Here is a 24,287-nt window from a genome sequence, read left to right as displayed (position 1 = left end):
CCCCGTTCATGCCAAGGCCGCCACTTCCACGGCATAGATCTCCGGCAGATGGCGGGCGATATTGACCCAGTGCGCGCCTTCTTCATGGCCAACCCACAGCTCACCGCTGGTGGTGCCCAAGTACAGCGCCGGGACTTGCATGGCGTCGACCGTCATCGCTTGGCGCTTCAAAGTCCACCAGGCTTGGCTGCGGGGTAAGCCCTGGTCCAGGCGCTGCCAGCTGCGGCCGGCGTTGCGGGTGATGTAAGCCGCCGGTCGGCCCGCTGGGCTGGTTCGTGGCCAGACGTCGGAGCCATCCATGGGGAAGACCCAGGCGGTGTCGGCATCATGCGGATGGACCACCATGGGGAAGCCGATGTCTCCCGCGCTCTTGGGCATCTTGCGGCCTATGCGCTGCCAACGGCCTGTGCCCGGCTCTGCGCTTGACTCGGCGCTGCGGTCGAGTCGGTAGATGCCGCAGTGGTTTTGTTGATAGAGCCGTTCAGGCCTGCTGGGGCATTGGCGTATGCAATGTGGGTCGTGGAAGGTGAGGATATTGGGGTCTAAGCCCTCCACCACCTCCAGGCCCTGGACCAGCGTTGTCCATGTGAGGCCTGCGTCGTGAGACTCATGCACGCCGCCGCCCGACATGCCAAAGATCAGATGCGCGGGATCGCGAGGGTCGATGAGGATGGAGTGCAGCTTGGGGCCATCGGGCGTGCCGTCCTGGGCCGAGCCCATCCATTCGCGCAGTTGCGGGTTGTCATTGACGCCCGGTAGCCCGGACCAGCTGATGCCGCCGTCGGTCGAGCGGAACAGGCCTTGCGGAGAGGTGCCCACATACCAAGCGCCGGGCTCGCTGGCATGTCCGGGGCAGAGCCAAAAGTTGTGATCGACCGAGCGCGCCGGCAAGCCATTGCTGGGCTTGTCAAACGCTGGCGGCCGCTGAGCCTCGGTCCATGTTTTGCCGAGGTCGGTCGAGCGAAAAATCGTCGGGCCGAGGTGACCGGTCTTAGCGGCAGCCAAGAGGGTGCGGCCGTCGCGCGGGTCCAGTTGCAAATGGCTGATGTTGTGGCCAAGGAAATGCGGGCCGTCGACCTTCCAGCGCTTACGGCTGGAGTCGCCGTGGAACAGCCAGGCGCCTTTGCGTGTCGCAAGCAAAATCACCAGGGATTGTGGCGACGTGGTCCTGCGCTTGCTGGCAACAGGAGAGGGGACCGATGCAGGGCTCATGAGCGTCCTCGGCAAAAGTGTGGCTCAGAGTCTATCGCCTGGCTTGGCTTGCCTCTATCCCGCATGACCCCAACTGCAGGCCTGAATGCAAGACGGTATGTAGGCTAAGGCGAGAGCAAAAAGCGAGAGCAAAAAAAGAGAGGCCGCCCACGCGCGATGCGGGGAGCGGCCTCTCTTGGACAGGGGGGTCGGCGACCTTTTCGCATTGGCGAAAAGGCGGCTCAGCGACGATTAGATCTGGCTCAGTTTGACGCTGGTGGTTTCAGCCGTCAGGTAGCCAACGGCGGCAGCGAAGCGATCTTTGTAGTTGCTGCGCACCAGCGGATCCAGCTGGGCTTGCACCTTGCCGTGCAAGCTGGCAACCCAGTCGCCGGGGTGCTGGAAGTTGCTGGTGATGTAGGTCCAGCCATTCAGGTCGTCGACCACGCCCAGGCCGGTGGCTTCCGCGCCCGCAGGCATCGAGACCAGACGCGAGAGCTGCTTGGTGTCGACGTTATAGGCCCAGATGAAGTTGTTGACGTGGTAGGCACTGTCTTCGCCGATGAAGAGTGTGCGCAGCTTCTCCGAGAACTTCAGGTTGTCCGGCGCGCCGATCTTGTCGGGATTGGCCAAATTGCCCAGTGCGTCAGCGGCAATGTCCTCGCCCACCAGCAAGGCCTTAGTCAGCGTCGGCATCCATTCACTGTTGATGGCGCCACCGGCCGTGTCCTTCTGGCCGCCGGCCAGGGTGTGCGCCAAGACGGCGCCGGCATTGACGGCCTTTTCCAGCGTCACGCCATGGGCTTCGTTCCAACCTGCACCATTGCGCACCATGGACTTCTGCATGTTTTGCAGGGCCGAGTAGGCGATCTTGTCCTTGGCGTTGACGGTGGTGCCTTCCATCTTGGTGAAGGCCATGCTGGCGCCGACATAGCTCGCGTAGCGGTGGGTTTCCAAGAAGGCCGCGGCCTTTTCCATGCCCGCCTTGATCTTGATCCACTGGTTGCCGCCGTCGATCCAGATCTTGGTGAAGCTGGCGTCCTTGGGGTCGCTGAAGGCCACGTCCATGATGTCGTTGGGCTTCAGGGTGTTGGCCAGCTTTTCGATCTCGGCGCTGGTGGCGGAGCCCAGCTTGATCCAGCTCAGTGCTGCGCCTGCAGAGGCCGGGTCCAAAGAGAAGCCCGCGCCGATCTTGGCCACATACAGGCTGCCGGAAGACAGGTCTTTTTCCTTGTCAGCCACGAAGACAAACAAGCCACTGTTGGTGGCGTCGTCGCCCATCAGCGCGGTGCGGTTGTCGGGCATGACCTGAATCAGCTCATGCGACAGGCGCCCCATGCAGTAGTGCTTCTTGATGCTGCCCGTGCCGTCGGGATTGACCGTCACTTCGGGCAGGTGGCCGTAGTGGTAGGGGTTGGCCTTGGTTTCATCGCCAAACAGGTTCTTGCTGAAGGCTTTGAATTGGGCTTGGGCGTCGGCTTGGGTCTTGTTGGGAGTCTTGGCCAGCAGGCCGAAGGCGTCGGGTTCGTACTCTTCGCTGGACAGGTGTGTGCCCCAAGGCGAGAGGCTGGAACCGCAAGTGATCCACAAGCCGTGGGCCGAGGAGGTGTCCACATTGTGGTACTTGACCAGGCTCAGCTTGCCGGTGCTCTGGTCTTGATCCAGCGTCAGGACGGCAATCGGCGACGGCAGCTTGCCGTACATATCGGTCTTTTCGTCTTGCGCGCGGGTGGTGTATTCGAACTGCACCACGGCAAACACGGCCTTGCCCTTGATGCCGGCCACTTCGGCCTTGTCCAGGCTCAGCAGCGACGTGCCGTCCGGCGAGTCGGAGAAGAAGTGGCGCTCTTTGCCGGCCACCGTGGTGTCCAGAATAGGCTTGTTGTTGATGTCGTAATAAGCGCCTGCCAAGACAGTGCCGCCCTTGCCATCAGGCACGGTGCTGCCGGTCATGAAGAAGGGCTCGTACTTGAGCTTGAAGGTCTGCTTGCTTTGGTCGCTCAACAGCACTTGCAGGCTGGAGCCGACTTCAACGCGGGCCATGGCATCGGGCGTGCTCAGTGTGGGCGCCGCCATGGCGCTGAAGGCGGCCGACACGAAACTGGGGGCTGGGTCATCGCTGCCACCGCAGGCGCTCAGGCTGAAGCTGGCACCGACACCACCGATGGGGAGCAAAAACGGTGTGCCCAGGAACTTCAGGGCTTGGCGGCGGGAGGGCTGGGAAGGAGTCGACATAGATGCTGCGGTCTCAATACTGCGGGAGTGATGCCGTGTGGCATGGCTGAATCAAACAACAGGTCGGCAAGGGTTTGCCCGCCTGTGTTCAACAAAGCCCGCAATGTAGAGAGCGCATATGTCATCAAGATGACTGTTTTTGTGTGCCCTTGTGGTTTTGGTGGTTTATGGCGTTCTTGTGTGCGCCAGATAGTCCAAATGGATGGGGTGCGCCGGGATCGCGCTCAGGCCAAGGTGTCGGGCTTGTTGCCTGTGGCTTCGGCCGGCAAGTCCTTGGGGGCGCCGAACATAAAGCAGTCGATGAAGGTGAAGTACAGCGAAGCGTAGAACACCGTGGTCATCAAGAGGCCCATGGGCATCAAAACCAGGGCAAGCTTTTGCCCCAAGCCCAATACCGTCATCAGGAGGGTCAGGCCTATGCCCAAACCCATCACCAGGGCAAACCAAAGCAGGGCGTTGTAGGCATAGGCGCCGCGATTGCGCCACAGCCCCAGGGAACTGGAAAACAAGGCTTGCATCACGCCCTGGCCACCCCAGTGCACCAGCGCCGGCGCATGCCAGAAGGGGACCGACAGCAAGGCCGCCAGACCCAGGCGTGTGACAGCGCCCCAAAACAGGCGTGGGTCTGCGGTGGCTTCGGCAATCTTGTCGGCGGGCGCGTTGTCCACCATCAGTTGCTGCAGCGTTTCGAAGCTGCCGCCGTCAATCGCCTCCGACAGCAGGCCGATGCCAACAGTGGCCAAGGCATAGCAGGCGCCCAGCAGCAATTGGCTGTTGCGCCGCTGCGGTGTCAGCTTGAGCGGCGCCAGGAAAACAGCCGCGCTTGGCGTTTGCCCCTGCAAGACCAAATGCGTGGCCAGCATGAAGCCGAGCGACAGCAAGGGCATGGACATCAGCACCAGCATGAAACCCACGCCAGGCAGCAGCATGGTGGCAAAGGCCGCAAACAAAAACACAGACAGCAGGCCCGACAAGACCAGCGGCTTGCGTTGGAACACTTTGAGCCCATGGCGAATCCAGAGCAGGCCGTTGCGGGCGGGCACGGTTTGCAGATGCAGCATCATGGGAGGCAGAGGATCAAAACAGAGGGGTTGCAAAAAGCTGAGCCAGCCGTTCGGGCCTACTCAGCTAGGGTGGCGTGCCAGGGGCGCGCAATGCGCTCCCGCAGCACGCGCTCGAAATGGCTGGGGTCGTGCGGCTTGAGCATGCTGGCCTCTCGCGGCAGGTAGACATCCCACAAGCGCGACAGCCAAAAACGCAGAGCGGCGGCGCGCATCAGGGCCGGCAGCAAGCGGTGCTCAGCGCCGCTCATGGGGCGCACGCCTTCATAGGCGCGCACAAAAGCGGCCGCGCGTTGTTCGTCAAGCCGGCCGCTGGCATGGTCAATGCACCAGTCGTTCAAACAGACCGCCAGGTCAAACAGCCAGCTGTCGACGCCTGCAAAGTAGAAATCGAAGCAGCCGCTCAGGCGCTCGCGGCCGGCTAAGCCTTCGAACATCACATTGTCGCGAAACAGGTCGGCATGGATGGGTCCGCGCGGCAGCTCGGCATAAGTGGCCGAGGCCGCCAGTTGCTGTTGAAAACTCAGCTCGGCGCTGATCAATTCGCTTTGCTCGGGGCTGAGGAAGGGCAGCACCACGGGCACCGTCTCATTCCACCAAGCCAGGCCACGCAAATTGGCTTGTTCAAAGGGGAAGTCTTGCGCTGCTAAATGCATGCGAGCCAGCTCAGCGCCGACTTGCTCGCAGTGGAACAGGTCAGGCGCCAACTGGTGGCCGCCGCGCAGCTTGTTGACCACGGCGGCGGGCTTGCCCTGCAGCTCAAACAAGATCTGCCCTTCGGCATCGGCCTGCGGGTCGGGCACCGCCAAGCCGCGCGAGGCCAGGTGCTTCATCAGCTGCAGGTAAAAAGGCAGTTGCTCAAAGCCCAACCGTTCAAACACCGTCAGCACATACTCGCCCGACTCGGTGGTCAGAAAGTAGTTGGTGTTTTCAATGCCGGCGCTGATGCCGCGCAGCTGCAGCACGGGGCCCAGCTTCAAACGATGGGCGAGTGCTTGCGCTTCGCTGAGGGAAACTTCGGTGAATACGGCCATGTCTTCAGCTAGAGAGAGTTCGGGCCAGGATCAGGAGGAGGGGCTGCCGAGTGCGGCAGGCCGGCCTGGCCATCAGAAATTCAGCACGCTCCACACGCGCCGGCCAGCGGCTCCGCGGCTGGTGCCGGCGCCGGGCGAGAGGTCGCGACTGCCGTCGCCCATGATGATCTCGTAGCTTGGTAGTTTGCTGTTCTTGGGCTGGACCGTGACCTTTTGGGTTTGGCCTCGCACGCGCAGTTCTTCAATGCGGTTGCTGTCATCTTCAATCACCGTTTCGCTCACTTGCGCATCCGGCACGCCGGCCGCGACCACGGGGGCGCTGGCCGGCTTGTCGCTGGCTTTCTCAGCGGCGGGTTCTGCGGCTTGCGCATTGACGCTGAGCAGCAAGCTCATCAGCAAGGCCTGCAACAAGCCAGAAATGCCAGAGAAGGAGAAGTGAGCGTGGGCGGGTGACATGCTGCCATTCTATGCCGCTGGCCTGCACGACAATGTCGCCCATGAGCAAACCCATCATGTTGCTGGTCGACGGTTCCAGCTATCTCTACCGTGCTTATCATGCGATGCCCGATTTGCGCGGCCCCGGCGGTGTGCCGACCGGTGCGGTGCACGGCATGGTGGCGATGATGAAGCGCTTGCGCGATCAAATCGGCGCCGAGCATGCGGTCTGCGTGTTCGACGCCAAGGGCAAGACCTTCCGCGACGATTGGTATCCCGAATACAAGGCGCAGCGAGCGCCCATGCCCGATGCCTTGCGCGAGCAGATCGCGCCGATTCACGAAGTGGTCGCCTTGCTGGGCTGGCCGATTCTGGAAGTGCCCGGCATTGAGGCGGACGACGCGATTGGCACCTTGGCCCGCGTGGCGGCCAATGCCGGCCATGCGGTGGTGGTGTCCACCGGCGATAAAGACTTGGCGCAGTTGGTCACGCATGAGGTGACGCTCATCAACACCATGAGCAACGAGACGCTGGACGTGGCCGGCGTGGTCGCCAAGTTCGGCGTGCCGCCCGACCGCATCATCGACTACCTGACCCTGATGGGCGACACGGTCGATAACGTGCCCGGCGTCGAGAAAGTTGGCCCCAAGACCGCGGCCAAGTGGATCGCCGAATACGGTTCGCTGGACGGCGTGATTGCTCATGCGGACAAGATCAAGGGCGTGGCGGGCGAGAACCTTCGCAAGGCGCTGGACTGGCTGCCCATGGGCCGCAAGCTGGTGACGGTGGTGTGCGACTGTGATCTGAATGGCCATGTGCCGCAGTGGCCAGCGCTGGATGCCTTGGCCTTGAAGCCGGTCGACGAGGAGGGCTTGCGCGACTTCTATGCCCGCAATGGCTTCAAGACTTGGCTGAAGGAACTTGGCGGCGCGCCCGCAGCGGTGGCCCCGGCCTTGGGTGAGAGTGGCGATTTGTTTGCCGATGCGCCAAGCGCAGAGCCCGGCATTGCGCCCATCGCCCCGTTGCCGCGCGACTACGAAACCATTTTGGATTGGGACCGTTTCGATGCCTGGCTCGCTCGCTTGCAAGCGGCGCCGCTTGCTTCGCTCGATACCGAGACCGATTCGCTCGAGCCGATGAAGGCCCGCATCGTTGGCATCTCCTTCAGCGTGCAGGCGGGCGAAGCGGCCTACATCCCCTTGCGCCATGACGGCCCGGATGCGCCGCAACAGCTGCCGCTGGAGGAGGTCTTGGCCAAGCTCAAGCCTTGGCTGGAAGATGCCGATGCGCCCAAGCTCGGCCAGAACCTGAAGTACGACACCCATGTCTTCGCCAACCATGGCATCGCCCTGCGCGGCATCCTGCATGACACCATGTTGCAGAGTTATGTGCTGGAAGCGCACAAGAGCCACGGCCTGGGCGCTTTGGGCGAGCGTTTTCTCGGCCGCAGCGGCCTAAGCTATGAAGACCTGTGTGGCAAAGGCGTCAATCAGATTCCCTTTGCGCAGGTCGATGTGGCGCGCGCGGCCGAGTATTCCAGCGAAGACTCGGACATGTGCTTGCAAGTCCATCAGCGCCTGTGGCCACAGCTGGAGGATGAAGCCGGCTTGCGCTTTGTCTACGAAAAAATCGAGTTGCCCACCAGCGCCTTGCTGGCGCGCATTGAAAGCACCGGCGTCTTGATTGATGCCGCCGTGCTGCAGGCGCAAAGCCATGAGCTGGGTCAGCGCCTGCTGGCGCTGGAGCAAGAGGCTTATGACATTGCCGGCCAGCCCTTCAATCTGGGCAGCCCCAAGCAGATTGGCGAGATCTTGTTCACCAAGCTGGGTCTGCCGGTCGTCAAGAAGACTGCCACGGGCGCGCCGTCCACCGATGAAGAGGTGCTGGAGAAACTCTCGGCCGACTATCCGCTGCCGGCCAAGATCTTGGAGTTCCGCGGCCTGGCCAAGCTCAAGAGCACCTATACCGATAAGCTGCCTTTGATGATCAACCCCGCCACCGGCCGGGTGCACACCAACTATGCGCAAGCGGTGGCGGTGACCGGGCGTTTGTCCAGTAACGACCCGAATCTGCAGAACATCCCGATCCGCACCGCCGAAGGCCGCCGCGTGCGCGAGGCCTTTATCGCGCCGCCGGGGCATTTGATTGTCAGCGCCGACTATTCGCAGATCGAGCTGCGCATCATGGCGCATATCAGCGAAGACCCAGGCCTTTTGCGCGCCTTCGGCCAAGGCGAGGATGTGCACCGCGCCACCGCCTCCGAGGTGTTCCGCACACCGCTGAACGAAGTCACTTCCGAGCAGCGCCGCTATGCCAAGACCATCAATTTCGGTTTGATCTACGGCATGGGCGCCTTTGGCTTGGCGCAGTCACTGGGCATCGACCCCAAGGCCGCGCGCGACTACATTGACCTCTACTTCAACCGCTTTGCGGGTGTGAAGCACTATATGGACGCCACTCGCGAGTCAGCCAAGGCCAAGGGTTATGTGGAGACGGTGTTTGGTCGGCGCCTCTGGCTGCCCGAAATCAACTCCGGCAACGGCCCTCGTCGCACCGGCGCCGAGCGCCAGGCCATCAATGCGCCGATGCAGGGCACCGCAGCCGACTTGATCAAGCTGGCCATGATTGCGGTGCAAGCGGCCTTGGATGCCGAAGGCAAGGCGACCCGCATCGTCATGCAGGTGCACGATGAATTGGTCTTCGAGGTGCCCGAAGCTGAACTCGATTGGGTTAAGACCGAGGTGCCGCGCTTGATGGCCGGCGTGGCGCAGTTGAAGGTGCCGCTCTTGGCCGAGGTGGGCGTCGGTGCGAACTGGGATCAGGCGCACTGATCCTTCTGTCGATTCACATGACAAAAAGCCCGTTCAGGCGTTGACCTGAACGGGCTTTTTACTGCCGGCGGGCACCTGGCTGGCGCCTTTGGGCATCAGCTCGGCGAGTCAGCCTCAGCGCAAATTACTTGCCTGCAGACTTGCGACGACGGCTGGCCAAGAAGGCACCGCCCAGGGCCAAGGGCAGCAGGGCCAGGGTGGTTGGCTCAGGAATGGGGCTGGTCTGAATATTGTCGAAGCGCAGGTAGGCGGTGGACATCCAGCTGGCGCTGCGCAAATAGGTTTCGTTCAGATTGAAGGTTTGGAAGCCAAAGGTCTGGTCCAAGAAGACGGTCTTCTTGCCTTCTTTGCCCGATGCGTACTTGAAAGTAAAGTCGATCTTGTAGTCGCTGTAAGCCGGGCCCCAAAAGCCGTTGTAGACGTCGTCCAACTGAATGCTCAGTAAGTCGAACACCTTGCCATCGTCTTTCTTCAGCGTGGTCCATGAGCCGCCAACATCGGAACGCAAGCTGTCTTTACCGCCTTTGAAGCAAGCATTGCCTGCGCAGTTGTTGGAGAGGGTGTAGCCGCCGTCCTGAATGCTGCTTACCTTTTTGTTGCCGATGTTCTGGAGTTCCGAAAAGTCCAGAACGGTAGGAGCGGCTTGGCTGGCTGAGGCGGCCAAGATCAATGCGGCTGCGGCCAGACCACTCTTCAGAAAATTGCGCTGTGTCATCGAGGTTCCTTGATATAGGGGTTGACTCAACCCTTGTATAGGGTTTCAAACTGATGAACATAGTGTAGGAAGGACCACTTAAATACCAAACCCCGCGCCCACGGGGGGTCTTCGCTGATTTGCGGGTTTTTCCACACTTGGATCGGGGGTGGAAAAATCAATTCATCCCTCTAAAGAGGGGGATTCTCCGAGGCCGGCTCAGATTCAAAGCTCTAGAAAGTAAATGGGCTCCCATCTTTTTTGGTATTTATGTGGTCTTATTTTTGGGTTCGACCGGCCAGCTTGGCGCTCGGATTGATTCGCTGGCCTTGAACGAAGGACTTGCAGGGTCGCCCCTGTCAGCTTGAAGACCCAAGGGATTTCCCTGGGAGCCTAGCTGCGGTCCCTTGTGCCCCTTAGGGGTCAGTCCTCTTGGTCTAGTGCTTGGCGCGTGACAAATTCACGACAGCTCAGGGGGACCCATGGGCAGCTTTCCTACTAACTCAAGCTTTGGAGCTCTGAAATGCATAAGAAAACGCTAGTGGCTCGGCAGTGGATGATCGTGGCGGCAGCGCTAGGCGCAATGGGCTTAGGGTCAGCCCATGCCGGTGACCGGGTGCCGAGCGCAATCCAGGTGCCGGTCTTGGCTGAATATGGCGCGCTGAGCAGTGCGGTTGATCTGTATGCCCCGTCGCCATACAGCAGCTTGGTGGTCGATGTGGCTGGCGCACAAAGCGTGGGCCTCCCAGGCGACCCCGGCAATACGGTGAAGTTCTTCAATGTCGGCGCCAATGCCACCATCGCGTCGGTGGATTGGAACGTCACCCTGACTGCTTTCGGTGAGAGCTGGTTGGCCGACATGCAGGTCAGTTTCAGCAGTTCGGCCGGCAATGACGGCGTGGTCTTCACACCGGGCACCGAGTTCTTCGCCGGCACCAAGACCTATACCGGCTCCGCCAGCTTGACCGATCTGGGCTTGGCCTTCAATGTGCAGGCGGATGGCATCTTGCGCGTTGAGTTCTCCGAGTCTTGGAAAGATGGTGCTCCCGGCGTGGCCGATGGCCAGTGGGACAGCGGCAACATCACCTTCGGCGTGACCGCGGCCGTGCCTGAGCCCTCGACTTATGGCTTGATGGCCGTGGGCTTGATTGCTGTCGGCGCCATTGCTCGGCGACGCAAGACGGCCTGAGCTGCATTGCCTCGATTTCAATGAGTAAGGCCCGCTGAGTGATCGCTCAGCGGGCCTTTTTCTTAAGAGCCCGAGGACCAGACTTTGTTGGACCTTGGGTTTGAAACTCAGATGCCGGAGCCGGCCTCGAACAAACTCAGGCGCGAGGCGCTCAAATGCACGCGCTGGCCGTTTTGCAGATTCAGCGATGCCGCTTGTTCGCGGGTCAGTTCGGCTTCCAGGGCTTGTCCATCCAAGCCGGTCAACTCCACCCGCGCCGCGGCGCCGAAGCTCAGCACTCGCTCGACGGTGGCGGGCAGGCCGCGGGCATCCGCTGCGGTCAGGATCTGCAACTCATGCGGGCGCGCATAGGCCTGGACTTGGCCGACTTTGTCTGTCAGGGACTTGCCAAAGCTCAGGTGCTGATCGCCCAAATGAATCACACCGCCCTCGGCACGGCCTTCGAAGCGGTTCACCGCGCCCAAGAATCCATAGACAAAGGGCGTGGCCGGATGTTCGTAGACCTCTTGCGGCGTACCGATTTGCTCGACCTTGCCATGGTCCATCAGCACCACGCGGTCGGCCACTTCTAGGGCCTCTTCTTGGTCATGGGTGACGAAGACGCTGGTGATGTGGAGTTCGTCGTGTAGACGGCGCAGCCAGCGGCGCAGTTCTTTGCGCACCTTGGCGTCGAGCGCACCGAAGGGCTCGTCCAGCAGCAGCACGCGCGGTTCAACAGCCAGGGCGCGTGCCAGGGCGATGCGCTGGCGCTGGCCGCCGGAGAGCTGTGGCGGGAAGCGGTCGGCCAACCAATCGAGTTGCACCAGGTTCAGCAACTCATGCACCTTGCGCTTGATTTCCGACTCGCTGGGGCGCTCTTTGCGCGGCTTGACGCGCAGGCCAAAGGCGACGTTTTCGAACACCGTCATGTGACGGAACAGGGCGTAATGCTGGAACACAAAGCCGACTTGACGCTCGCGCACATGGGTGTCGGAGGCGTCTTCGCCGTCCAGCAAGACCTGACCCCGGTCGGCCGTTTCCAGGCCGGCGATGATGCGCAAAAGCGTGGTCTTGCCGCAGCCGGAGGGGCCCAAGAGGGCCACCAACTCGCCAGTGGGGAAGTCGAGGCTAACGTCGCCCAGGGCGGTGAATGCACCAAAGGATTTGTGGATGTTTTTGACTTGGATGCTCATGGGGCTTCCTTCAGAACGCGGTGGGCATTCCACTCGACGAATTGTTTGAGGATCAGCGTGACCAGGGCCAGCAGGGCCAGGATCGATGCCACCGCGAAGGCGGCGGCGAACTGGTACTCGTTGTAGAGAATCTCGACATGAAGGGGCAGGGTGTTGGTCTGGCCACGGATATGGCCCGAGACCACCGACACCGCGCCGAACTCACCCATGGCACGTGCATTGCACAGGATCACGCCGTAAAGCAGGCCCCACTTCACATTCGGCAGCGTCACGCGCCAGAAAGTTTGCCAGCCGGTAGCGCCCAGCACGGTGGCGGCTTCTTCTTCGTCGCGGCCCTGGGCCTGCATCAAGGGAATCAACTCGCGCGCCACGAAGGGGAAGGTCACGAAGATGGTGGCCAGCACGATGCCGGGCACGGCGAAGATGATCTTCACATCATTGGCCTGCAGCCACGTGCCAAACCAACCCTGCGCGCCAAACAGCAGCACATAGACCAAGCCCGCCACCACTGGCGACACCGAGAAGGGCAGGTCGATGAAGGTGATCAGCAACTGCTTGCCACGGAAGTCATGTTTGGCCACCGCCCAGGCGGCGCTGACGCCAAACACCAGGTTCAGCGGGACTGAAATCACGGCGGCGATCAGCGTGAGCTTGATGGCCGAGACGGCGTCGGCTTCGACCAAGGCCGCGAGGTAGACCTCCCAGCCTTTGCGCAGCGCCTCGCTGAAGACGGCCACCAAAGGCATCACCAAGAACAAAGCGAAGAAGCTCAGGCCCAGAGTCAGGAGCAGGTAGCGGACCCATGGGGCCTCGCGGGTGGCGGGATTGTTTTGGTAGCGGCCGCCGCTCTTTTGCGGCACGCCCAAGCTTGAAACGATGCCGGCCATTATTTGCGTCCTTCTTGACCGTTACGGCGTGAGCTCCAGGCCTGCAAGCCGTTGATCAGCAATAGCAGGGTGAAGGAAAAAATCAACATCACCGCGGCGATGGCGGTGGCGCCGACATAGTCGTATTGCTCCAGCTTGGAGATGATCATCAGTGGCGTGATTTCGCTGACCATGGGCAGGTTGCCGGCGATGAAGATGACCGAACCGTATTCACCCACGGCGCGCGCAAAGGCCAGCGCAAAGCCGGTCAGCAGCGCCGGCATCAAGGTCGGCAAGACCACCAGGCGGAAGGTTTGCCAGCGGTGCGCGCCCAGGCTGGCGGCGGCTTCTTCCAGCTCGGTTTCCATGTCTTCCAAGACCGGCTGCACGGTGCGGACAATGAAAGGCAGGCCGATGAAGACCAGCGCAATCAAGATGCCCAAGGGCGTGAAAGCAACCTTGATGCCCCAGGGCTCCAGCAACTGGCCCAGCCAGCCGTTGGGGGCATACAGCGCGGTCAGCGCAATGCCGGCCACGGCGGTGGGTAGGGCGAAGGGCAGGTCGATCAGCGCATCGACAATCTTCTTGCCAAAGAACTCATAGCGCACCAAGCTCCACGCCAAGATCAGGCCGAACACCAGATTGATGGCGGCAGCCAGCAGCGACAGGCCAAAACTCAGCTTGTAAGAGGCCACCACACGCGGGGCACTGGCGGCCGCCCAAAAGGCGTCAAAACCGTGCCCGGCCGACTTGATGAACACCGCCGACAGCGGGATCAACACAATCAGCGACAGATAGAACAAGGTAAAGCCCATGGTCGGGCCAAAGCCGGGCAAGACCCGGCGCTTGGCGCGTTTGGGCAATTCATCGGGTGCTGGTCGTGCAGCAGCGGAAACGGCAGAGCTCATGTCGAAGAAAGAATACGCTGAGATGTCGATTTAGCGCTTGATGCCGGCGACGATCTGGTCGTAGGTGCCGCCGTCAGCGAAATGCGTCTTGCTGACCTTGGACCAGCCGCCCAGCAACTGGTCAACGCTGAAGAGCTTGATCGGCGCAAAGCGCTTTTCTTCACGCTTGAACACGGCAGTGTCGCGCGGGCGGAAGTTGTGTTTGGCGATGATGGCTTGCGCCTCGGGCGTGTAGAGATAGTCCAGATAGGCTTTGGCCACCACGGTCGTGCCCTTTTTGGCGGCGACCTTGTCGACGATGGCGACCGGCGCTTCGGCTTCGATGGAGACGCTGGGGTTGACGACTTCGAACAGGCCCTTGCCGAATTCGTTCTCGATCATTTCCGCTTCGGATTCAAAGGTCAGCAGTACATCACCAATGCCGCGCTGCGTGAAGGTGGTGGTGGCGCCGCGGCCGCCGCCGTCCAGCACTGGCACATTGGCAAAAATCTTGGCCACTTGCTCGCGTGCTTGGGCCTCGGTGCCGCCCTTGGCGATCACCGCGCCCCAGGCGGCCAGATAGCTGTAACGGCCATTGCCCGTGACCTTGGGGTTGGGGATGATGACTTGCACGCCGGCGCGGGTCAGATCAGCCCAGTCCTTGATGCCCTTGGGGTTGCCTTTGCGCACCAGAAACAGGATGGTGGAGCTGTAGGGTGCCGCGTTATTCGGGAAGCGGCTGCGCCATTCGGCCGGAGTCAAGCCTTTCTCGGCCAGGGTGTCCACGTCCGTGGCCTGGTTCATGGTCACCACATCGGCTTCCAGCCCGCCAATGACCGAGCCAATCTGCTTGCTGGAGCCGCCGTGCGACTGGTTGATGGTCAAGGCTTTGCCGGTCTTGGCCTTGTATTGGGCGATGAAGGCGGGGTTGATCTCTTTGTACAGCTCGCGGCTGACGTCGTAAGAGACGTTCAGCAAAGTATCTGCCGGTGCCTGCGCCAGCGCTGCCATGGGCAAGGTCGCCAGGCTGGCCAAGGCCGTGGCCAGCATCAGCTGGCGGCGGCGAACGGGGGTAGTCAGCGAGTTGATCTGTGTCATGGCGGCTCCGAATCTAGGTTTGACGCTGGTTCAGCGAAGGCCGCTAGCTTGCCAAGCTTTGCTTATTCTGAAAACAACTGTTTTCGAATTTGCTTATTCAATATGCAGCTTTGCAATGGTCTGTGCCGAGAAAGGGCGGGTCCTGACTTCGTGGTCGTATGGCTGGCGTCGGTTAGCATCCCCGCCCATGAATTGGCCTTATGAGTTGCAAATTGGCTGGCGCTACACCCGCGCCGGACGGGGTGGGCGGCGTAATCGCTTCATCTCCTTCATTTCCGGCGTGTCGGTGCTGGGCATTGCCCTGGGCGTGGCGGCGCTGATCATCGTCTTGTCGGTGATGAATGGCTTTCAGAAAGAGGTGCGGGACCGCATGCTCTCGGTGATCGCCCATGTGGAACTGCTGGAGTTTCAGGGTCAGGCCTTGCCGGACTGGCAAGCCACTGCGGCCAAGGCCAAGCAGAACCCAGCCGTGGTGGCGGCGGCGCCTTTTGTGGCCTCGCAGGTCTTGATCGCGCGTGGCGAGGATATGCGCGGCGCCGTCGTGCGAGGCATTGAGCCGGCGCTGGAAGCCGAGCTAACGCCGCTGGCTGCCAAATTGAACAAGGAAGGTCCGCTGACCCGGCTGCGTCCGGGGGAGTGGGGCATCATTGTTGGCGCCGAGTTGGCGCGCACTCTGGGCGTGCGCGAGGGCGACAAGCTGACCCTGGTGGCCCCTAGCGGGCAGGTCACGCCGGCTGGTGTGATCCCGCGCTACAAGCAGTTCACCTTGGTGGGTATCTTCAATGCCGGCCACTATGAGTACGACAGTGGACTGGCGCTCATTCACGTCGAGGACGCGGCGCGATTTTTCCGCGTGGACGGACCGACCGGTGTACAGCTGCGCTTGAACGATGTGCACCAGGCCCGACAGGTTGGCGATCAGCTGGCCTTGAGCCTAGGCGGCGAGATCCGCGTGCGCGATTGGACCCGCACCAATGCCAATTGGTATGACGCGGTGCAGGTGGAAAAACGCATGATGAGCATCATCCTGACCTTGATCGTGGCGGTTGCCGCTTTCAATCTGGTTTCGACCTTGGTGATGACGGTGACCGACAAACAGGCTGATATCGCGATTCTGCGCACCCTGGGCGCCAGCCCACGCTCCATCATGGCCATCTTCATGGTGCAGGGCGCTTTGGCCGGCGTGTTGGGCACCTTGTCGGGCGTGGCTCTGGGCCTCTTGGTGGCCTTCAATCTGGATGTGATCGTGCCGACCATTGAATGGGCCTTGAACACCCAGTTTCTTCCGGCCAGCATGTATTTGATCAGCCATATGCCCAGCGACCCGCGCATGAGTGATATCGCGCCGCTGGTGCTGATCTCGCTGGTCTTGGCCTTCTTGGCCACCCTGTATCCGAGCTGGCGCGCAAGCCGCGTTCAGCCTGCCGAGGCTTTGCGTTATGAATGAGGTCGGTCGTGATGTGGTCCTGCAAGGCTTGGGCCTTGGACGCCGTTTCTCCGAGGGCGATCTGGATGTGCAAGTTCTGAGCGGGGTGGACCTGACGGTGCGGCGTGGCCAGACTCTGGCCATCGTCGGCGCCTCGGGTTCCGGCAAGTCGACGCTGCTGCATTTGCTCGGCGGCCTCGACAAACCCAGCACCGGGCATGTCAGTTTGATGGGCCGCAATTTGGCCGATATGGCCGAGCCTGAGCTGGGGCGCTGGCGCAATCTGCACCTGGGCTTTGTCTACCAGTTCCATCATCTGCTGCCCGAGTTCAGCGCCTTGGACAATGTGGCCATGCCGCTGCGCATCCGCCGTATGCCGCAAGCGCAGGCACGCGAGGTGGCAGCGGCCATGCTGGCCCGGGTAGGCTTGGGCGCACGGGTGCAGCATCGGCCGGCCGAGTTGTCGGGGGGCGAGCGGCAGCGGGTGGCTATCGCGCGCGCCTTGGTCACCCAGCCGGCCTGCGTCTTGGCCGATGAGCCGACTGGCAATTTGGATCGCAACACGGCGCAGGCCGTGTTTGAGCTGATGCTGACGACCGCCAAGGACATTGGCACAGCCTTCGTCATGGTCACCCATGACCAAGGGCTGGCTCAGCAGTGTCAGGCGCAGTTGCATCTGATGGGCGGCACCATGCAGGCCGCCCCTACTGCTGGTCCTGCCGTTTCTGCTTGACCTCGTTTTGCAGCGTCGGCCTCACTATTGACCCCCCAATTCAACTTCCCTGCGGACCATGACCTCCTCACGTTTCATCCTCAAGCTCAGTTGCCCCGATCAAGCCGGCATCGTCCATGCGGTCACCGGCTTGTTGTTGGAGCAGGGTGGCAATATCCTGACCTCGGCCCAGCATGGGGATGCCGACCATCAGCGCTTTTTCATGCGCATCGAGTTTGAGTGTGGGAGCGGTGCTTCGGTGGAGTCCTTGCGCTTAGCTTTTGAGCCCTTGGCGACACGATTGCAAATGGATTGGACCTTGGTGTCCAGTCAAGCCAAGACGCGCGTGTTGCTGATGGTGTCCAAGCTCGGCCATTGCCTGAACGACTTGCTGTTCCGAGTGCAGACCGGGCATTTGCCGATCGAAATCCCGGCCATCGTCTCCAACCACCGTGACTTCTATCAGCTGGCCGCCTCGCACAACATTCCCTTCCACCACTTCCCGCTTTTGAACTCGACCGAAGAGCAAAAGCAGGCGCAGGAACGCAAGATCCGCGAGGTGATCGCGGACAACCAGATCGATCTGGTGGTGCTGGCTCGCTATATGCAAATCCTGTCACCGGAGTTGTGCCGTGATTTGTCGGGCCGGGCCATCAATATTCATCACAGCTTCTTGCCCAGCTTCAAGGGCGCCAAGCCTTATCACCAAGCGCATGAGCGCGGCGTCAAGCTGATCGGTGCGACGGCGCATTACGTCACCTCCGATCTGGACGAAGGCCCCATCATCGAGCAGGAAGTGGCCCGCATTGACCACGGCCTGACGCCTGAGCACCTGGTCGCCATCGGCCGTGATGTTGAGTGTGTGACCTTGGCGCGTGCCATCCAATGGCATGCCGAACACCGCGTCTTGATGAACGGCCGCCGCACCGTGGTGTTCCGTTGAGTTGATCGCGGCTCTGCATTCAGGGCTGGGCTCCATGTGGATCGACAGCCACTGCCATCTGGACGCGCCCGAGTTCGATCTCGACCGCGAGGCGGTGGTCCTGCGCGCCCGCGATGCGGGCGTCCAGATGCTGGTGATTCCGGCGGTGGGGGCCTTTGATTTCGAAGCGGCCCGCGAGTTGGCGCATCGCCATGGCTTTGCCTATGCCTTGGGCATCCATCCGCTGTATGTGATGCAGGCGAAGGAGCAAGACCTGACCCTGTTGGCGGAACTGCTGGCGCGTCATGCCACCGACCCACGCTTGGTGGCGGTGGGGGAGATTGGCCTGGACTTCTTTGTGCCTGGCTTGAGCCCTGAACGTCAGCAGTTTTTTTATCGCGAGCAACTGAAGCTGGCGCGCCGTTTTGATCTGCCGGTCTTGTTGCATGTGCGGCGCAGCGCGGATCAGTTGTTGGCGGGGCTTTCGAGCATTGCGGTGCGCGGCGGCATCGCCCACGCCTTCAACGGCAGCGAGCAGCAGGCGCAGCGCTTTGTTGACCGTGGCTTCAAGCTCGGCTTTGGCGGCACCTTGACCTATGAGCGTTCGGCGCAGATTCGCCGCCTGGCGGCAGGCGTCCCTGAATCCGCTGTAGTGTTGGAGACCGATGCGCCGGACATCCCGCCGCATTGGCTCTACAAAACCGCCGAGCAACGTGCGGCGGGCGAGCTCTCGGGCCGCAACGAGCCGGCCGAGTTGCCGCGCATTGCGCAGAGTCTGGCGGACTTGCGAGGCTGGTCGCTGGAGCAAGCCGCTCGCATCACTTCGGTCAATGTGGGCGCCGCCTTGCCCAAGTTGCAAGAGTTGTTGGTGGCCCATGGCTGAGGCTTGCGTGGACTTGCCTCGCCTGCAAGGTCTCGCGCCGCATGTGGCGCCCGATACGCGGCTGCTGGTCTTGGGGAGCTTCCCCGGTGTGGCGTCCTTGAAGGCGCAGCAGTACTACGGCCACCCGCGCAATCAGCTTTGGCGCTTGTTGTCGGATGTGTTTGCTCTGCCGCTGGTCGATGCCGACTATGCCGCTCGATTGCAGCTCTTGCGGCAGCATCGCATTGGCCTCTGGGATGTGATCACCGAGACTCAGCGCCAAGGCAGCCTAGACAGCCAGATTCGCGAGCCGCGCGCCAGTGATCTGCATGCACTCCTGGCCGGCATGCCGGCCTTGCGCATGATCGCTTTCAACGGCGGCACGGCGGCGCGCTTGGGCCTGATTCAGTTGGGGGAGGCGGCCCAGCGCTACAAAATATTTCAGTTGCCTTCAAGCAGCCCGGCCTACACCTTGGCCTATGCAGGCAAACTGGCGGCTTGGCAGCAAATGGTTCCCGACTTTTTCAGCGCATCGAATCAATGAATAACAAGAAAACCAAAAAAGTGGCTTGGGCCCCGGCCACGCTGTCCGAGTACGACGGCGTGCGTTTTTTGCACCTGGACTCCATTTGGGTGCAAGGGGCGATGCGCATTCGCAAGCCCCAGCAACTGGAGCTGGAGTACATCCAGCGCATGATGGTGTGGATGCTGTGGCGTGAGTCTGCGCAGGTTCGGGAGGGCCATGCGGTGCAGCTTGGCCTGGGCGCGGCGGCGCTGACCCGGTTTTGCCACAAGGTCTTGCGGATGCAGACCAGCGCGGTGGAACTCAACCCGACGGTGATCAATGCCTGCCGGGTTTGGTTCCACTTGCCCGAGGACGACAAACGGCTGACGGTCTTCAACGCCGACGCAGCGCGTTGGGTGGCCGAGCCGGAGCGGGTGCAAACGGTCGATGTCCTGAATGTCGACCTCTATGACCATGACGCTGCTTCCCCGGTCTTGGACGATGAGGCCTTCTATGCCAACTGCCACCGCATCCTGGCCGATGGCGGCTTGATGACAGTGAATCTGTTTGGCCGCGATGCCAGCTTTGCGCGCAGCGCGGCGCGTATCGCTGCGGTCTTTGGCAGCGATCAGGTCTGGAGCCTGGCGCCAACCAAAGAGGGCAACACGATTGTGGTTGCCGCGCGTGGCGTGCAAGTGCCGGAGCGTGAGGAGTTAGAGCGCCGAGCGGCTACCATCGAGGCAGAGTTTGAACTGCCGGCGCGCAAATGGCTGCGGCTGGTGCGCCCCTTGCCGTTGAGCATCATCAATCAGCTGAGATCTGAGCCGCAGACATGAATGCCAAGCCCAAAACCGAGAATTCGGCTGCCGTGACTGCCAAGTCAGAAGGGCGGCTGGAGTGGCGAGCCCTGCTGAATTGGTTGCTGGAAGATGGGGTCATTGACCAGGAACAGGTGCTGCGCACCCAGCAGCGCTTCGCGGCGGGCGACAGCTCCTTGCACCCTTTGGTGCGCTTGGCCCATGCGGGTTTGAGTCGGGTGGGCAGCAGCGGCAAGTCGCTGGATTTGGATGCTTTGACTGAGTGGCTGGCGCAGCGCGCTAAGCTGCCTTATCTGCGCATCGACCCGCTCAAGGTCGATGTGGGGCGGGTGTCCGATGTGATGTCGGTCGGCTATGCCGAGGCCAAGCGATGCCTACCGGTGTTGGTGGGGCTGAACGAGGTGACGATTGCCACTTCGGAGCCTTTTGACACCAGCTGGGTAGCGCAGATCGAGTCGCATACCCGTAAGCCCATCAAGCTGGTGGTGGCCAATCCGCTGGAGATCTCGCGTTACACCACCGAGTTCTTCACCTTGGCGCGCTCGGTGCGCGCTGCGGCCAAGACGGGCGAGTCGACCCAGGTGGCCAGTTTCGAGCAGTTGGTTGAGCTGGGCCGCAGCAACAAGCAACTCGACGCCAATGACCAGGGCGTGGTGCAGGTGGTGGATTGGTTATGGCAGTACGCCTTTGACCAGCGCGCCAGTGACATCCACTTAGAACCTCGCCGCGAGATGGGCGTGATTCGCTTCCGCATCGACGGGGTTTTGCACACGGTCTATCAGCTGCCGCCAACCGTGATGAACGCGATGATCTCGCGTATCAAGCTCTTGGGTCGTATGGACGTGGTGGAACGCCGCCGGCCGTTGGACGGCCGCATCAAGACGCGCAACCCGGCCGGCGATGAAGTCGAAATGCGGCTCTCCACGCTGCCGACCGCCTTTGGCGAAAAAATGGTGATGCGGATCTTTGACCCCGATACGGCGGTCAAGGACCTGGCCATGTTGGGCTTTTCCAGCCACGACACCGAACGCTGGGAAAAGCTGGTGACCCAGCCGCACGGCATCATCTTGGTGACGGGGCCGACGGGCAGCGGTAAGACCACAACGCTGTACTCGACGCTCAAGCGCCTGGCCACCGACGAGGTCAATGTCTGCACCATTGAAGACCCGATTGAAATGATCGAGCCGGCCTTCAACCAGACCCAGGTGCAGGTGGCGCTGGATTTTGGCTTTGCCGAGGGCCTGCGCGCTTTGATGCGGCAGGACCCGGACATCATCATGGTGGGTGAGATTCGCGATCTGGCCACCGCTGAAATGGCGATTCAGGCTTCGCTGACCGGGCACTTGGTGTTCAGCACCTTGCACACCAATGATGCGGCCTCTGCCATCACTCGCTTGACGGACTTGGGCGTGCCTTCCTACTTGATCAGTGCCACAGTGATTGGTGTGTTGGCGCAGCGCCTGGTGCGGACTTTGTGCCCGCATTGCAAGGCACCGGACCCAACGGTCACTCGCGACACCCTGAACGATATGCTCAAGCATTGGCGCATGAATGGCGGCGTCAAGCCCTACAAGCCCGTGGGCTGCTTGGAGTGTCGACACACCGGCTACCGCGGCCGTGCCGGCTTGTATGAACTCTTGACCGTGGGTGAGTCGATCAAGACCCATCTGCATCCCTCGCCGGACATCTCGGCGCTGCGCCGCCAAGCCATGCAAGAAGGGTTGCGCCCCTTGCGTCTGGCGGGGGCGATGAAGGTGGCGGAAGGGGTGACGACCCTGGAAGAAATCCTGCGTAGCACGCCGCAGTGGCAAAGCTGAACGCCGCAACCCTCCGTAAAACTCTGGGGCTGGGCATGGGAATGCTTGGCCCTTACGTGTAACCCACACTCGCGCGGTTTCTGCCCCTGCCTAGAATGCGCCGTCCATAGAGCGCAATAGATCGCAACAAGGGGTTTGCAATGAAGATCAAGAGTCAAAGAGACTTCTGGTCAGGGTTGATGTTCGTGTTGGTGGGGCTGGCATTTGCGGTGGCCTCGAGCGAATACAACTTTGGCTCATCGGCCCGGCCGGGGCCGGCCTACTTCCCATTCGGACTGGGCGTATTACTTGCCGTCCTGGGCGGCATGGTTTTGTTCAAGGCCCTGACCATCGAGTCTGAGGGGGGCGATCCGATTGGTGCGATTGCCTGGCGCCCCTTGCTGGTCATTGTGGCGTCGATCGTGGTTTTCGGGCTAATGCTGCCTCGCTTTGGCTTGGCCATCACGTTGCCGGTCTTGATCACCTTGTCCGCGATGGCCAGTGATGAGTTTCACTGGAAAGATGCTTTGCTCAACAGCGTGATCCTGACTGCTGGCAGTTGGGTGATCTTTGTTTGGGGGCTGAAGCTGGTGATCCCGGTTTGGCCGACTATCTTTGGCGCTTGAGGGCTGACGCATGGAACTCTTGAATAACCTAGCCCTCGGCTTTCACGTGGCCATGACGTGGCAAAACCTGCTCTATGCCTTCGGTGGCGCAGTGCTGGGTACTTTGATTGGCGTGTTGCCCGGCTTGGGGCCTGTGGCCACCATCGCCATGTTGCTGCCTTCGATCTACGCCTTGGATGCGACGCCCGCTTTGATCATGTTGGCTGGTATTTATTACGGGGCCCAATACGGTGGATCGACGACGGCGATCTTGATCAATGTGCCGGGGGAGTCCAGCTCGGTGGTGACTGCCATTGATGGCTATCAGATGGCACGTCAGGGTCGGGCTGGTGCGGCGCTGGCCGCCGCCGGCTTGGGCTCCTTTTTTGCCGGTTGCGTGGGCACGGTCATCATTGCTGCCTTCGCTCCGCCCTTGACCGAGTTGGCCTTCAAGTTCGGCCCTGCCGAGTACTTCTCTTTGATGGTCTTGGGACTGGTTGGCGCCGTGGTCTTGGCCTCAGGCTCGCTGGTCAAGGCCATCTCCATGATCTTGCTGGGCTTGTTGCTGGGGCAGATCAATACCGATGTCATCTCGGGCACGCCCCGCTTTTCGTTCGACATTCCCGAACTGACCGATGGCATCGGTTTCGTCGTCATCGCCATGGGCATCTTTGGCTTCGGGGAGATCATTGCCAACCTGGGGCAACCAGAAGAACAGCGTGAGGTGTTCACCAAGGATGTGAAGGGTTTGTGGCCGACCAAGCAGGACTTCAAGGAGGCCTGGCCATCGGTGGTTCGCGGCACGACCTTGGGATCGGTGTTGGGTGTCTTGCCGGGCGGCGGTGCTTTGCTGGCCTCCTTTGCGTCCTACACCTTAGAGAAGAAGATCGTCAAAAACCCGCGCATTCCTTTCGGCAGGGGCGCAATCCAAGGTGTGGCAGGTCCAGAAGCTGCCAATAACGCGGGTGCCCAAACCAGTTTCATTCCCATGCTGACCTTGGGCATACCGCCCAACGCGGTGATGGCCTTGATGGTGGGGGCCATGACGATCAAGGGAATTCAGCCGGGCCCGCAAGTGATGACCAGCAATCCAGAGTTGTTCTGGGGCTTGATCGCATCGATGTGGGTGGGCAACCTGATGTTGGTTGTTTTGAATCTCCCCTTGATTGGCGTCTGGATCAAATTGCTGACGGTCCCATACCGGTTCTTGTTCCCGGCCATCGTGACCTTCTGCTGCATTGGGACCTACACCCTCAGCAATAACAACTTCGACGTCTTCATGACGGCAATCTTTGCCCTGGTGGGTTATGCCTTCTACAAGCTCAGCTGCGAACCCGCGCCCTTATTGCTGGGTTTCATCTTAGGCCCCATGATGGAAGAGAACCTGCGTCGTGCTCTGCTGCTTTCGCGCGGCGACTGGGGGACATTCATGAGCCGTCCCTTGTCTGCGGGCCTGTTGATTGCGGCCTTCTTGATGGTGGTTGTCGTGATGTTGCCCTCGATCAAGAGCAAGCGTGAAGAGGCTTTTCAAGAGGAATGAAGTAGGGGCTTTGTGGGTGCTGCTGGACATCGTTTGATCCAGTTGGCCACAGGCCCCAGCTTGGCAGGCCCCATTTTTGCAAGGTGGAGCCGTGCGCTGCCAATCTCCGCCATGCGGCTCGATGGCCCCGTCTTTTTGGCGGTATCCATCCCCTTTTTGCCTGACTCAGTGCGGACGTTTCCAGCCCCTCAGGCGATTGAGCAAGAATTTTTCCAAGAAGTTCTTACTAGGCTACAAACTCAATGCTATAGTAGTGGGCTGCGCTGACGAGAGCTTGCTTTCTGAGGTCTGCGAGATAGAAGTTGAGAGTTGAAAGAAATTTCGAAACGCTTGACGAGATTGAAGAAAATCAGTCATAATCTCGCTTCTGTGCTGCTGACGCCAAGTCGGTAGCTGCAAGTTGAGCTG

General features: G+C 61.2%; 21 protein-coding genes. 11 read left to right on the top strand and 10 right to left on the bottom strand.

Features of this window, described 5'->3' with window-relative positions:
- Positions 1 to 6: 6 nt before the first annotated feature.
- The 5 genes from LNV06_RS07050 to LNV06_RS07030 all read right to left on the bottom strand — a co-directional run bounded on the left by LNV06_RS07050 (position 7) and on the right by LNV06_RS07030 (position 5,977).
- Positions 7 to 1,146 (bottom strand): glycosyl hydrolase, encoded by a 1,140-nt coding sequence (locus LNV06_RS07050; RefSeq protein WP_263537558.1) that lies wholly within the window; start codon positions 1,144 to 1,146, stop codon positions 7 to 9.
- Between the two features lie 297 nt (positions 1,147 to 1,443).
- On the bottom strand, positions 1,444 to 3,426 hold the full coding sequence (locus tag LNV06_RS07045; protein WP_263537557.1) for a PhoX family protein: 1,983 nt from the start codon (positions 3,424 to 3,426) through the stop codon (positions 1,444 to 1,446).
- Positions 3,427 to 3,650: 224 nt separating this feature from the next.
- Positions 3,651 to 4,487: a BPSS1780 family membrane protein gene (locus tag LNV06_RS07040; protein WP_263537556.1), complete on the bottom strand. Its 837-nt coding sequence runs from the start codon at positions 4,485 to 4,487 to the stop codon at positions 3,651 to 3,653.
- 59 nt (positions 4,488 to 4,546) lie between these two features.
- Positions 4,547 to 5,521, bottom strand: a complete 975-nt coding sequence (locus LNV06_RS07035) for a homoserine kinase (protein WP_263537555.1) — start codon at positions 5,519 to 5,521, stop codon at positions 4,547 to 4,549.
- 72 nt (positions 5,522 to 5,593) lie between these two features.
- Positions 5,594 to 5,977, bottom strand: coding sequence for a hypothetical protein (locus tag LNV06_RS07030; protein ID WP_263537554.1), 384 nt, complete (start codon positions 5,975 to 5,977; stop codon positions 5,594 to 5,596).
- A 32-nt stretch (positions 5,978 to 6,009) separates the two neighbouring features.
- Between LNV06_RS07030 and polA the strand changes: the two genes are divergently transcribed.
- Positions 6,010 to 8,787, top strand: a complete 2,778-nt coding sequence (gene polA, locus LNV06_RS07025; RefSeq protein ID WP_263537553.1) for a DNA polymerase I — start codon at positions 6,010 to 6,012, stop codon at positions 8,785 to 8,787.
- 124 nt (positions 8,788 to 8,911) lie between these two features.
- On the opposite strand, the gene LNV06_RS07020 is transcribed toward polA, so the two are convergent.
- Complete coding sequence (locus tag LNV06_RS07020; protein ID WP_263537552.1) at positions 8,912 to 9,502, bottom strand: PEP-CTERM sorting domain-containing protein; 591 nt, start codon at positions 9,500 to 9,502, stop codon at positions 8,912 to 8,914.
- Positions 9,503 to 10,004: 502 nt separating this feature from the next.
- Between LNV06_RS07020 and LNV06_RS07015 the strand changes: the two genes are divergently transcribed.
- Entirely contained in the window at positions 10,005 to 10,670 is a 666-nt protein-coding gene (locus LNV06_RS07015; protein WP_263537551.1) for a PEP-CTERM sorting domain-containing protein, read from the top strand.
- Positions 10,671 to 10,777: 107 nt separating this feature from the next.
- Here the strand turns inward: LNV06_RS07015 and LNV06_RS07010 are convergent, their stop codons facing one another.
- From LNV06_RS07010 to LNV06_RS06995, 4 genes are read right to left on the bottom strand one after another with little or no spacing between them, the layout of a single operon-like run.
- The gene (locus LNV06_RS07010) at positions 10,778 to 11,842 is read right to left on the bottom strand and encodes a sulfate/molybdate ABC transporter ATP-binding protein (RefSeq protein ID WP_263537550.1); all 1,065 of its coding nucleotides are present in this window, start codon (positions 11,840 to 11,842) and stop codon (positions 10,778 to 10,780) included.
- Positions 11,839 to 12,729 carry a sulfate ABC transporter permease subunit CysW gene (gene cysW, locus LNV06_RS07005; RefSeq protein ID WP_263537549.1) on the bottom strand — a complete coding sequence of 297 codons (891 nt, stop codon included), beginning with the start codon at positions 12,727 to 12,729 and terminating at the stop codon, positions 11,839 to 11,841. The genes LNV06_RS07010 and cysW overlap by 4 nt, the downstream gene beginning before the upstream one ends.
- A complete protein-coding gene (gene cysT, locus LNV06_RS07000; RefSeq protein WP_263537548.1) occupies positions 12,729 to 13,616 on the bottom strand; it encodes a sulfate ABC transporter permease subunit CysT in 888 nt (295 codons plus the stop codon). Before cysT ends, cysW begins: the two co-directional genes overlap by 1 nt.
- A gap of 30 nt (positions 13,617 to 13,646) precedes the next feature.
- Positions 13,647 to 14,693, bottom strand: a complete 1,047-nt coding sequence (locus tag LNV06_RS06995; RefSeq protein ID WP_411970078.1) for a sulfate ABC transporter substrate-binding protein — start codon at positions 14,691 to 14,693, stop codon at positions 13,647 to 13,649.
- A 187-nt stretch (positions 14,694 to 14,880) separates the two neighbouring features.
- Here LNV06_RS06995 and LNV06_RS06990 point away from each other — a divergent pair, with 187 nt between their 5' ends.
- The 9 genes from LNV06_RS06990 (at position 14,881) to LNV06_RS06950 (ending at position 23,879) form a co-directional block, all read left to right on the top strand.
- On the top strand, positions 14,881 to 16,140 hold the full coding sequence (locus LNV06_RS06990) for a lipoprotein-releasing ABC transporter permease subunit (RefSeq protein ID WP_263537547.1): 1,260 nt from the start codon (positions 14,881 to 14,883) through the stop codon (positions 16,138 to 16,140).
- A complete protein-coding gene (locus LNV06_RS06985) occupies positions 16,133 to 16,852 on the top strand; it encodes an ATP-binding cassette domain-containing protein (protein ID WP_263537546.1) in 720 nt (239 codons plus the stop codon). The genes LNV06_RS06990 and LNV06_RS06985 overlap by 8 nt, the downstream gene beginning before the upstream one ends.
- Before the next feature lie 58 nt (positions 16,853 to 16,910).
- Positions 16,911 to 17,774, top strand: coding sequence for a formyltetrahydrofolate deformylase (gene purU, locus LNV06_RS06980; RefSeq protein WP_263537545.1), 864 nt, complete (start codon positions 16,911 to 16,913; stop codon positions 17,772 to 17,774).
- Between the two features lie 34 nt (positions 17,775 to 17,808).
- Positions 17,809 to 18,636, top strand: a complete 828-nt coding sequence (locus tag LNV06_RS06975) for a TatD family hydrolase (RefSeq protein WP_263537544.1) — start codon at positions 17,809 to 17,811, stop codon at positions 18,634 to 18,636.
- Positions 18,629 to 19,159, top strand: coding sequence for a DNA-deoxyinosine glycosylase (locus tag LNV06_RS06970; protein WP_263537543.1), 531 nt, complete (start codon positions 18,629 to 18,631; stop codon positions 19,157 to 19,159). Before LNV06_RS06975 ends, LNV06_RS06970 begins: the two co-directional genes overlap by 8 nt.
- Complete coding sequence (locus LNV06_RS06965; RefSeq protein ID WP_263537542.1) at positions 19,156 to 19,956, top strand: spermine/spermidine synthase domain-containing protein; 801 nt, start codon at positions 19,156 to 19,158, stop codon at positions 19,954 to 19,956. Before LNV06_RS06970 ends, LNV06_RS06965 begins: the two co-directional genes overlap by 4 nt.
- Positions 19,953 to 21,755, top strand: coding sequence for a type IV pilus assembly ATPase TfpB (gene tfpB, locus LNV06_RS06960; protein WP_263537541.1), 1,803 nt, complete (start codon positions 19,953 to 19,955; stop codon positions 21,753 to 21,755). The genes LNV06_RS06965 and tfpB overlap by 4 nt, the downstream gene beginning before the upstream one ends.
- A 140-nt stretch (positions 21,756 to 21,895) precedes the next feature.
- Complete coding sequence (locus tag LNV06_RS06955; RefSeq protein WP_263537540.1) at positions 21,896 to 22,360, top strand: tripartite tricarboxylate transporter TctB family protein; 465 nt, start codon at positions 21,896 to 21,898, stop codon at positions 22,358 to 22,360.
- 10 nt (positions 22,361 to 22,370) lie between these two features.
- Complete coding sequence (locus tag LNV06_RS06950) at positions 22,371 to 23,879, top strand: tripartite tricarboxylate transporter permease (protein ID WP_263537539.1); 1,509 nt, start codon at positions 22,371 to 22,373, stop codon at positions 23,877 to 23,879.
- The last annotated feature ends 408 nt before the right edge of the window (positions 23,880 to 24,287 follow it).

This window comes from Paucibacter sp. Y2R2-4 (genome assembly GCF_025717535.1).
GTDB lineage: Bacteria > Pseudomonadota > Gammaproteobacteria > Burkholderiales > Burkholderiaceae_C > Paucibacter_A.
This window is presented reverse-complemented; position numbering and strand designations above follow the sequence as displayed.

Coding starts and splice junctions, on each gene's coding strand:
- LNV06_RS07045 (WP_263537557.1), bottom strand. CDS start 3,426: ATGTCGACTCCTTCCCAGCCCTCCCGCCGCCAAGCCCTGAAGTTCCTG.
- LNV06_RS07040 (WP_263537556.1), bottom strand. CDS start 4,487: ATGCTGCATCTGCAAACCGTGCCCGCCCGCAACGGCCTGCTCTGGATT.
- LNV06_RS07035 (WP_263537555.1), bottom strand. CDS start 5,521: ATGGCCGTATTCACCGAAGTTTCCCTCAGCGAAGCGCAAGCACTCGCC.
- LNV06_RS07030 (WP_263537554.1), bottom strand. CDS start 5,977: ATGTCACCCGCCCACGCTCACTTCTCCTTCTCTGGCATTTCTGGCTTG.
- polA (WP_263537553.1), top strand. CDS start 6,010: ATGTCGCCCATGAGCAAACCCATCATGTTGCTGGTCGACGGTTCCAGC.
- LNV06_RS07020 (WP_263537552.1), bottom strand. CDS start 9,502: ATGACACAGCGCAATTTTCTGAAGAGTGGTCTGGCCGCAGCCGCATTG.
- LNV06_RS07015 (WP_263537551.1), top strand. CDS start 10,005: ATGCATAAGAAAACGCTAGTGGCTCGGCAGTGGATGATCGTGGCGGCA.
- LNV06_RS07010 (WP_263537550.1), bottom strand. CDS start 11,842: ATGAGCATCCAAGTCAAAAACATCCACAAATCCTTTGGTGCATTCACC.
- cysW (WP_263537549.1), bottom strand. CDS start 12,729: ATGGCCGGCATCGTTTCAAGCTTGGGCGTGCCGCAAAAGAGCGGCGGC.
- cysT (WP_263537548.1), bottom strand. CDS start 13,616: ATGAGCTCTGCCGTTTCCGCTGCTGCACGACCAGCACCCGATGAATTG.
- LNV06_RS06995 (WP_411970078.1), bottom strand. CDS start 14,693: ATGACACAGATCAACTCGCTGACTACCCCCGTTCGCCGCCGCCAGCTG.
- LNV06_RS06990 (WP_263537547.1), top strand. CDS start 14,881: ATGAATTGGCCTTATGAGTTGCAAATTGGCTGGCGCTACACCCGCGCC.
- LNV06_RS06985 (WP_263537546.1), top strand. CDS start 16,133: ATGAATGAGGTCGGTCGTGATGTGGTCCTGCAAGGCTTGGGCCTTGGA.
- purU (WP_263537545.1), top strand. CDS start 16,911: ATGACCTCCTCACGTTTCATCCTCAAGCTCAGTTGCCCCGATCAAGCC.
- LNV06_RS06975 (WP_263537544.1), top strand. CDS start 17,809: ATGTGGATCGACAGCCACTGCCATCTGGACGCGCCCGAGTTCGATCTC.
- LNV06_RS06970 (WP_263537543.1), top strand. CDS start 18,629: ATGGCTGAGGCTTGCGTGGACTTGCCTCGCCTGCAAGGTCTCGCGCCG.
- LNV06_RS06965 (WP_263537542.1), top strand. CDS start 19,156: ATGAATAACAAGAAAACCAAAAAAGTGGCTTGGGCCCCGGCCACGCTG.
- tfpB (WP_263537541.1), top strand. CDS start 19,953: ATGAATGCCAAGCCCAAAACCGAGAATTCGGCTGCCGTGACTGCCAAG.
- LNV06_RS06955 (WP_263537540.1), top strand. CDS start 21,896: ATGAAGATCAAGAGTCAAAGAGACTTCTGGTCAGGGTTGATGTTCGTG.
- LNV06_RS06950 (WP_263537539.1), top strand. CDS start 22,371: ATGGAACTCTTGAATAACCTAGCCCTCGGCTTTCACGTGGCCATGACG.